At 53.6% G+C, this 9,213-nt stretch carries 8 protein-coding genes; 2 read left to right on the forward strand and 6 right to left on the reverse strand.

Translation table 11 applies throughout. The features are described 5' to 3' along the window. Positions 1 to 219: 219 nt before the first annotated feature. The 4 genes from NSCA4_RS0107885 to NSCA4_RS0107900 all read right to left on the reverse strand — a co-directional run bounded on the left by NSCA4_RS0107885 (position 220) and on the right by NSCA4_RS0107900 (position 3,803). Complete coding sequence (locus NSCA4_RS0107885) at positions 220 to 1,116, reverse strand: peptidoglycan DD-metalloendopeptidase family protein (protein WP_016687625.1); 897 nt, start codon at positions 1,114 to 1,116, stop codon at positions 220 to 222. 174 nt (positions 1,117 to 1,290) lie between these two features. Then, entirely contained in the window at positions 1,291 to 2,046 is a 756-nt protein-coding gene (gene surE / locus NSCA4_RS0107890) for a 5'/3'-nucleotidase SurE (RefSeq protein WP_016687626.1), read from the reverse strand. A gap of 130 nt (positions 2,047 to 2,176) precedes the next feature. Next, complete coding sequence (htpX, locus tag NSCA4_RS0107895; protein WP_016687627.1) at positions 2,177 to 3,016, reverse strand: protease HtpX; 840 nt, start codon at positions 3,014 to 3,016, stop codon at positions 2,177 to 2,179. Between the two features lie 184 nt (positions 3,017 to 3,200). Beyond that, positions 3,201 to 3,803 carry a DUF4230 domain-containing protein gene (locus tag NSCA4_RS0107900; RefSeq protein ID WP_016687628.1) on the reverse strand — a complete coding sequence of 201 codons (603 nt, stop codon included), beginning with the start codon at positions 3,801 to 3,803 and terminating at the stop codon, positions 3,201 to 3,203. Positions 3,804 to 4,128: 325 nt separating this feature from the next. Between NSCA4_RS0107900 and ribBA the strand changes: the two genes are divergently transcribed. Further along, the gene (ribBA, locus tag NSCA4_RS0107905; protein ID WP_016687629.1) at positions 4,129 to 5,466 is read left to right on the forward strand and encodes a bifunctional 3,4-dihydroxy-2-butanone-4-phosphate synthase/GTP cyclohydrolase II; all 1,338 of its coding nucleotides are present in this window, start codon (positions 4,129 to 4,131) and stop codon (positions 5,464 to 5,466) included. Between the two features lie 97 nt (positions 5,467 to 5,563). Continuing rightward, positions 5,564 to 7,558, forward strand: a complete 1,995-nt coding sequence (mutL, locus tag NSCA4_RS0107910; protein WP_016687630.1) for a DNA mismatch repair endonuclease MutL — start codon at positions 5,564 to 5,566, stop codon at positions 7,556 to 7,558. 400 nt (positions 7,559 to 7,958) lie between these two features. Here the strand turns inward: mutL and NSCA4_RS0107915 are convergent, their stop codons facing one another. Continuing rightward, complete coding sequence (locus NSCA4_RS0107915) at positions 7,959 to 8,639, reverse strand: SIR2 family NAD-dependent protein deacylase (RefSeq protein ID WP_016687631.1); 681 nt, start codon at positions 8,637 to 8,639, stop codon at positions 7,959 to 7,961. Between the two features lie 45 nt (positions 8,640 to 8,684). After that, positions 8,685 to 8,885 carry a hypothetical protein gene (locus NSCA4_RS0107920; RefSeq protein WP_003742720.1) on the reverse strand — a complete coding sequence of 67 codons (201 nt, stop codon included), beginning with the start codon at positions 8,883 to 8,885 and terminating at the stop codon, positions 8,685 to 8,687. Between the last annotated feature and the right edge of the window lie 328 nt (positions 8,886 to 9,213).

Below are 9,213 nucleotides of genomic sequence, written 5' to 3' on the forward strand. Positions count from 1 at the left end.
CACCGTACTGGTTTAAAGTTAATCCACTATATTATTGAAAACCAATATTTAGTGGCAGCATATCGGTATAAAGTTCTACTCAAACAGCCCCTTTGATACCTCACCCGCACAGGCATAATCATTGCCGAAACAGGGAGACCGACATTTTCATACACGCTATGAATTACGGATTTAATTTAAAAGGCCGCCCGAATAATCGGGCGGCCTTCAATTTCTTCATCAGAATGCAATATAAGTGGCAGGATTGACCGGTTTGCCGTTTTGACGGACTTCGAAGTGAAGTTGAGTACGGTTGGCATCGGTATTACCCATTTGTGCAATGGTTTGTCCTCGTTTGACATTTTGTCCTTCATTGACGAGCAGACGTTGGTTGTGTCCGTATGCGCTCAAGAATGAGGAGTTATGTTGGATGATGACAAGGTTGCCATAACCGCGCAAACCCGAGCCTGCATAAACTACTTTACCGTCTGCGGCAGCTACGACGGGCTGACCTGCATTACCGCCGATGTCCACGCCTTTATTGCTGCCGCCAAAGTTGGCAAGAACGTTACCGTTGGTCGGACGTTGCCATGTAATGCCGCTGACTGTACGGGTTGCACCGGTAGCAACTGTCGGCGTATTGAGAGGTGCAGGAGCAGGCTTGGCAACGGGTGCAGGTGCAGAATATGACGGTTTGGCGGCCGCAGTCGAAGCAGGGGCAGTATAACCGGCCGGTTTGACGCGCAGATTTTTTCCGACGCTGATGTTGTTGTCAGTCAAACCATTCCATTCACGCAGATTGTCTTGGGTAATATGGTAGCGTTTGGAAATATTGTAAACGGTATCGCCACGGACGACAGTATGCGTTGCTGCATTGATGTCAACCGGAGCATAGGACGGAACATAGGCACCGCCGGAAACAGGAGGCGTATAGCTGCTGTTGACAGCGGGAGCGGAAGGAGGAGTATAAGGGGCATCGTTGGCTGCCGGCGCATTTGTGCCGTAAGGGGTCGCACCATAAGGATTGGAAGAAGTACCGGAACCGGCATTACCGACGACGACGGGGGCGGGTTGCTGGCTGGTACATGCGCCCAATGTCAGGGCGAAAGCGGCATAAAATGCGGTTTTTTTCAACATAATCGATGACCTTTATATCGGGGTTATTGTCTTGATTGGTGCATATCATAATAAAAATAAGCCCGCCCCTCAAGTATCGGGGCGGTTAGGGACTGTTAAAATCGGCTTGCCGCGCCTGCTTCAGAACAAAAAGGTCGTCTGAAAACATTCGACAAAAAACAGAAATCTGTGTGCTTATCCCTCTTTAACGTCCTGCCAAAATCCGCTGACTGCATCCATATGGCGGTAGGAAGTCAAATCGATTTGCAGCGGTGTAACCGTGATAAAGCCTGATTCACATTCCCCGAAATCCGTACCTTGCTCCCGGTCGGAAATATCGCCGACGGGGCCTATCCAATAAATAGACTCACCGCGGGGATTCTTCATCGGGATAACGCTTTGCTCATGATGCCGCCGCCCCAACCGCGTTGTTTTGATACCTTGCACCGCATCCGGCGGTACGGCGGGAATATTGATGTTCCAAAGAACAGGCGTTTTAGGCGGATTTTTCAACAACCGCTCCAATATCATCCAAGCTGCCTGTTCCGCCGTCTGCCAATAACGCCCCCGCGTATCGTTCAAAGACAACGCAACGGCAGGAATGCCCATCAGGAAAGCTTCCGTCGCTGCGGCAACCGTTCCCGAATAAAGCGTATCGTCCCCCATGTTCGCACCATTATTGATGCCTGAAAGAACCAAATCGGGTTTAAAATCCGAAAGCACATGGCAACCCACATGAATACAGTCGGTGGGCGTACCGTCAACATAATAAAACCCGTTTGCCGCCTGCTTCATTTGCAAAGGACGGTCGAGCGTCAAAGAATTGCTGACGCCACTTCGGTCGCGTTCGGGAGCAACGATGCGGACATTGGCAAATTCCGCCGCCACTCTCGCCAAAATGGCTATGCCCTGCGAAGAGTACCCGTCGTCATTGGAAATCAAGATGTTCATTGTTATAGCTCTCTGAAAAGGGATGCTATTGTATCGCCCCCATACTGCGACCGTCTATCCGAAACACTCATGAAAAAAAGGTCGTCTGAAACCAAATTTGGTTTTCAGACGACCTTTTGTTTTATTCGCATTACAGACTTTTCAAACGCGCAATGCGGTTATCCAAAGAAGGGTGTGTACTCAGCAGGGAATCTTTGGCATCACTGGCAATCCCCATTGCATTCATCTGCTCGGGCAAATCGCTCGTGCTGCCTTTCAAACGTTGCAGCGCGGCAATCATTTTATGCGCACCGACCAATTTGGCGGCACCCGCATCCGCACGGTATTCGCGCTGACGGCTGAACCACATGACGATAATACTTGCCAAAAAGCCGAACACAATCTGCAACACCATGCTCACCATAAAATATGTGCCTTGGGAAGTGCTGCCGTCGTTATTTCGGGCAATCATGCCGGAAACAACGCGTGCCAAGAAAACCACAAACGTATTGACGACACCCTGTATCAGCGTCAACGTAACCATATCACCGTTGCCGACGTGCGCCATCTCGTGCGCCAAAACCGCTTCGACCTCGTCCCGGGTCATATGATCGAGAAGGCCGGTACTGATGGCGACTAAAGAGCTGTTGCGTGTCGCGCCGGTTGCAAAAGCATTCGGTTCGGGAGAATGATAAATCGCCACTTCGGGGGTTTTAAGACTCCATTGACGGGCCTGCGCTTCAACAGTTGACAAAAGCCATGCCTCTTCTTCGCTGCGCGGCTGAACGATAACTTCCGCACCCACCGAGTTTTTAGCGATGGTTTTGGACATGAGCAGAGAAATAATCGAACCGGTAAAGCCGACGACGGCAGAATACGCCAGCAAGCTGCCGACTTGGTCCGTACTGTTGATGCCGAGGACTGCCAAAACAATCCGGATAACGACTAAAACGGCGATATTGGTTACGAGAAACAGAAAGACACGTTTCACCAGTGTTCCTTTAAATTTGTTTATTATGTAAAAAATGAATTCTTCAAATTACCTTGCAAAAGGCAATGGTATTTTCTCAAAAAGTCGCGCCTACCGAAATACCCTATTGGGAAAAGGTATGCAAATCCAAATACACTTTTGGTTACCCACGCGCAATATTATGCTGTCAAACGTCATTTCGGGTTCAATTGCACTGCCCCACAGCCGTCGGATAAACCGATACCTGCGTCTGCGTCAGGGCAAACAGGTTTTCAAGCTGCGTTTGCGCTTGGCGGTTGGCGTGATCCAAAATCTGGGCTTTACACGCGCTGGCGAGGACTTGTTTTTTGGCTTCGTCCTGCACGGTTTTGAACACCGCCTTATCCACGGGCAAAAGGTTGAACGAGCCGGTTTGGATGTCGTACACCTCGATATTTTCCAAATCGACGCTGAGGATTTCTACGGGCGGCAGGCTGATGAGGACTTTTCCGTCCACGATATTGACGTTGTCGGCATGAAGTTTGTCCAAATCCAAGCCCGCCAACACTTTGCCGCGCACGATAAACAGGCCGCTTTGCGAATCCTGCCACAATCTGCGCCAGTCGCCTTTTTTCTCGGTGCGGATGATGGTGTCGATGTAAAAAGCCGTACTTTCCAAGCGGTTCATCTGCTTAATCTGCATCAAAACGCCTTCGCGCGAAATCGCTTCATGGGCGTTGTCGTTGCGGTGCTGGGCATAAAACCAGCCGCCCGCCGCTGCGACTGCACAAAAAACAGATATTAAAATCAGTCGGTAAACCATTTTCATCAGGTTAGACCCTTTTCGGTTGCGTTAAACTTATAGTGGATTAAAATTGCAATGATACGACGTTGCCAACGCCCTTATGTACTACCCGTACACGGCGGGCGTTGCCGCCTTGTCTCATTTTTATTTTAATCCACTATAACGCCCATATTCTTTCAAATGTTCAGATTTCAAGCAAAGGTCGTCTGAAAAACCAATTTTTGTTTTTCAGACGACCTCCCGTCAAAACATTACCAAAAAGTAATAAAAAACCACCATCAAACACAGTTTGCCTTTTGGTAAAGACGAGACTACAATCGCCTACATCCTTTCAGCCACACAACACATCATGAACACCACCGACCTGCGCCGCCGCAACCTGCGGCAATGGATAGCGGACAAATACGGCGGCCAGCAAACCCGTTTTGCCGAAGCCATCGCCATCAACCAAGGCGAATTGTCCGCCCTTCTGAAAAACAAATCCTTCGGCGAGAAAAAAGCCCGAAAAATCGAACAGGCGGCGCAAATGCCCGCCATGTGGCTGGATCAAGAACACGCCTCAGCCCAACCCGACCATCAAGAAAGACGCACCATGCCACACATTTCCTCCATCTCCGAAATCCTCGCCGACATCAAAGCCGGCAAAATGGTCATCATCACCGACGCGGAAGACCGCGAAAACGAAGGCGATTTGCTGATGGCGGCGCAGTTCGTCACCCCCGAAGCCATCAACTTCATGATCAAGCACGCGCGCGGACTGGTTTGCCTGCCGATGGAAGGCAGCATGGTCGAGCGGCTCGGCCTGCCCATGATGACCCAGAAAAACGGCGCGCAATACGGCACCAACTTCACCGTTTCCATCGAAGCGGCGCAAGGCATCACCACCGGCATTTCCGCCGCCGACCGCGCCCTGACCATCCAAACCGCCGTCTCCCCGACCGCCAAACCCGAAGACATCGTCCAACCCGGCCACATCTTCCCCCTGCGTGCGCAAAAAGGCGGCGTCCTAGTACGCGCCGGACACACCGAAGCCGGCGTCGATTTGGCACAAATGAATGGGCTCATCCCCGCCGCCGTCATCTGCGAAATCATCAACGACGACGGCACCATGGCGCGTATGCCCGAGCTGATGAAGTTCGCCGAAGAACACGGCCTCAAAATCGGTACGATTACCGACCTCATCGAATACCGCAGCCGCACCGAAAGCCTGCTCGAAGAAATGGGCGATTCGCCCGTACAAACCCCTTGGGGCGAATTCCAGCAACACGTTTACGTTGACAAGCTCTCCGGCGAAACCCACCTCGCCCTCGTCAAAGGCAAACCCTCTGCCGACACCGAAACCCTCGTCCGCGTTCACGAACCCTTCAGCGTCATGGACTTCATCCAAGCCAACCCGCGCCATTCCTGGTCGCTGCCCAAAGCCCTTGAGCGCATCCAGCAAGCCGAAAGCGGCGTCGTCATCCTCCTGCACCGCACCGAAGACGGCGCCACCCTGCTCGACCGCACCCTGCCCAAAGGCGCAAACCAAGCCTACAAATGGGACAGCAAAAGCTACGGCATCGGCGCGCAAATCCTCGCCGGTCTCAACGTCGGCAAACTGCGCGTGTTAGGCCAGCCTTCCGCCTTCACCGGCCTGACCGGCTTCGGCTTGGAAGTCGTCGGTTTTGAAGAAGCAGAAAACAAATAAACCGCCCGTCTGATCAAAAGGTCGTCTGAAATCCCGATTCCGGTTTTCAGACGACCTTTTGCTATAATACCCGCCAGTTTGAAAACGGAAGAAACCCATGTCCCGAATCGCCGCCCTGCCCGACCACCTCGTCAACCAAATCGCCGCCGGCGAAGTGGTCGAACGCCCCGCTAACGCCCTCAAAGAAATCGTCGAAAACAGCATAGATGCAGGCGCGACGGCGATTGAAGTCGAGCTGGCAGGCGGCGGCATCCGCCTCATCCGCGTCAGCGACAACGGCGGCGGTATCCACCCCGACGACATCGAACTCGCGCTCCACCGCCACGCCACCAGCAAAATCAAAACCTTAAACGACTTGGAACACGTCGCCAGCATGGGCTTTCGCGGCGAAGGCTTGGCAAGCATCGCCTCCGTCAGCCGCCTGACCCTGACCAGCCGCCAAGACGGCAGCACGCATGCGACCCAAGTCAAAGCCGAAGACGGCAAACTCAGCAGCCCCACCGCCGCCGCCCACCCCGTCGGCACCACCATCGAAGCCGCCGAACTCTTCTTCAACACTCCCGCGCGGCGCAAGTTCCTCAAATCCGAAAACACCGAATACGCCCACTGCGCCACCATGCTCGAACGCCTCGCACTGGCGCATCCGCACATCGCCTTCTCGCTCAAACGCGACGGCAAACAAGTGTTCAAATTCCCCGCCCAAAGCCTGCACGAACGCATAGCCGCCATCGTCGGCGAAGACTTTCAGGCGGCATCCTTAGAAATCGACAGCGGCAACGGCGCGCTGCGGCTCTACGGCGCCATCGCCAAACCCACCTTCGCCAAAGGCAAAACCGACAAACAATACTGCTTCGTCAACCACCGCTTCGTGCGCGATAAAGTCATGCTCCACGCCGTCAAACAGGCATACCGCGACGTGTTGCACAACGCCCTCACCCCCGCCTTCGTCCTCTTCCTCGACCTGCCGCCCGAAGCCGTGGACGTCAACGTCCACCCCACCAAAACCGAAATCCGCTTCCGCGACAGCCAGCAGGTGCACCAACTCGTGTTCCACACCCTCAACAAAGCCCTCGCCGACACCCGCGCCGACTTGACCGAAAGCGTCGGCAACGCAGGCGAAGTGTTGCACGAAATCACAGGTATCCGTCCCGCGGCAACGTCGTCTGAAAACGAGCCTAACGGGTTCCACCCAAACCCGACCACGTCGTCTGAAAACATCTTCGCCGCCACACCAAATACACACGTTTCCGAACCGCGCAGCGCCTTCAGTTCAGGCAAAACCGCCCCCATGCCCTATCAGGCAGCACGCGCGCCGCAGCAGCGCAGCCTATCCCTGCGCGAAAGCCGCGCCGCCCTCAACACCTACGCCGAACTCTTCAAAAACACCGCAGCCGACGAAGCAGACATCGAATTGGCACAATTCGAACAAGCCCGCTTCGGCAGCACATCCGCCACGTCGTCTGAAATCCCCGCACACACCTTTTCAGACGACCCCAAACCCGAACTGCCACCGCTCGGCTTCGCCATCGCCCAACTATTAGGCATCTACATCCTCGCCCAAGCCGAAGACAGCCTGCTGCTCATCGACATGCACGCCGCCGCCGAACGCGTCAACTACGAAAAAATGAAACGCCAGCGGCAGGAAAACGGCAACCTGCAAAGCCAACGCCTGCTCATCCCCGTTACCTTCGCCGCCTCCCACGAAGAATGCGCCGCCCTCGCCGACCATACCGACACGCTGGCAGGCTTCGGGCTGGAATTGTCCGACATGGGCGGCAACACCCTCGCCGTCCGCGCCGTCCCCGCCATGCTCGGCAAAGCCGACGTCGTCTCGCTCGCCAAAGACGTATTGGGCGAACTCGCCCAAGTCGGCAGCAGCCAAACCATCGAAGAACACGAAAACCACATCCTCGCCACCATGTCCTGCCACGGCTCCGTCCGCGCCGGCCGCCAACTCACCCTGCCCGAAATGAACGCCCTCCTGCGCGACATGGAAAACACTCCGCGCAGCAACCAATGCAACCACGGCCGCCCGACCTGGGTGAAGCTGACGCTGAAAGAACTGGACGCACTGTTCTTACGCGGGCAATAAAGTTGGTGAAAAACAAAGGTCGTCTGAAAACGGATTTAGGTTTTCAGATGACCTTTTGTCTCGAATTCAATCAAAAAACCCAACCGTAGCGTGGGCTTTGCCCGCGAAACCACCGCCGATATAACTTTAAAAAATTCAAAAAAACTTACCTATCGTCATTCCCGCGCAGGCAGGAATCCAGACCTCGGCATTTCGGAATGATTTCAAAGCTGCCACAACTTTAAACTTCCGGATTCCTGCCTGCGCGGGAATAACGACGATGGGTTAGTCATCCAGGGGCGAGAGTGAAGACAATATCCACACTTAACATTTAAACTTCCTGCCAAACAATCTCCAACGGATAGCCCCATACAATACCAAAGGTCGTCTGAAACTTCTTCAGACGACCTTTCCTTAATTCTCAAACCCGACCAATCAAATACTCCACCAATGCCGGCACGCCTTCTGCCGCGCGTTTTGGAATCACTTCGACATCCGCGCCCACGCCTTGCGGATTCGGGTCGACCAGATAGCGTTCTGCATCGGGCGGCGCGTAATGAATCAGCGAAGCCGCCGGATAAACCTGCATCGACGTGCCGACGATCATGACCACATCCGTATCGCGCATTTCCTCGACCGCCGCGTCAAACATCGGCACTTGCTCGCCGAAAAACACGATATGCGGGCGCATCAGATTGCCTTTGCTGTCGCGCACATCGTTGGTCTGCTCGCCGGTAAATTCGATGATTTCGTCTTCATCGACGGTGCTGCGCAGTTTGTTCAGCTCGCCGTGCAGGTGCAATACTTTGCTGCTGCCCGCCTTCTCGTGCAGCGCGTCCACATTCTGCGTGATGATGCGCACATCGTAATATTGCGCCAGCTTGACCAACGCCAGATGCGCGGCGTTCGGCTCGGCGGCATTTGCCTGAAGCCTGCGCTGGTTGTAGAAATCAATCACAAGGTTGGGATTACGCGCCAAGGCTTCGGGCGTGCAGACATCCGTCACCTTATGCCCTTCCCACAAACCGCCCGCATCGCGGAAAGTCAGCAACCCGCTGTCGGCGCTAATCCCGGCTCCGGTCAGGACAACGCATTTTTTCATTGTTCGGACTCCTTATGTCGTCTGAAACCCATATTGCCAAACGGCTCAATCGTCCGGATGAAAACGCGCGGCGGCACGCTCTTTGGCGGCGGTTTCCTTGTCTTTCAATTTCGTTCCCAGACCAAGGCGTTTTTCGTATTCCGATTGCGGCGTATCGTCATCCTGCATACCGAATGCGCTGGCGTTGACCCAAAGCGCGAGAAGCGAAACGACAAAGGCGCAAAAACCTATGATGTACCAAAACATTTGTTTTCCTGTATTTATGATGTGCAATAACGAAGGGCGCGATAATCGGGAATGAAACGGCAGATTGGAAAGGAGTAAATTCAAATAAGAAATACCTGCCGCGGCAATCACGGTACAAATATTTTCTATTTGAAGCCACTGTCAAACAGTCAAACTGCCTACCCGCCGCCTTTCATATAGCGGTTTGTAAAGATATGAAATGTATCACAAAGCCGATGTGATATAAATTCTCCCGCCTGATTCTTTCATTCGTTTACCTATTATCGGTTTAAAAGCCAAAAGGTCGTCTGAAAAGTTTTCATAACTTTTCTAGACGACCTTTACCTTT

This window comes from Neisseria sicca 4320 (assembly GCF_000193735.1).
Taxonomy (GTDB): domain Bacteria; phylum Pseudomonadota; class Gammaproteobacteria; order Burkholderiales; family Neisseriaceae; genus Neisseria; species Neisseria sicca_E.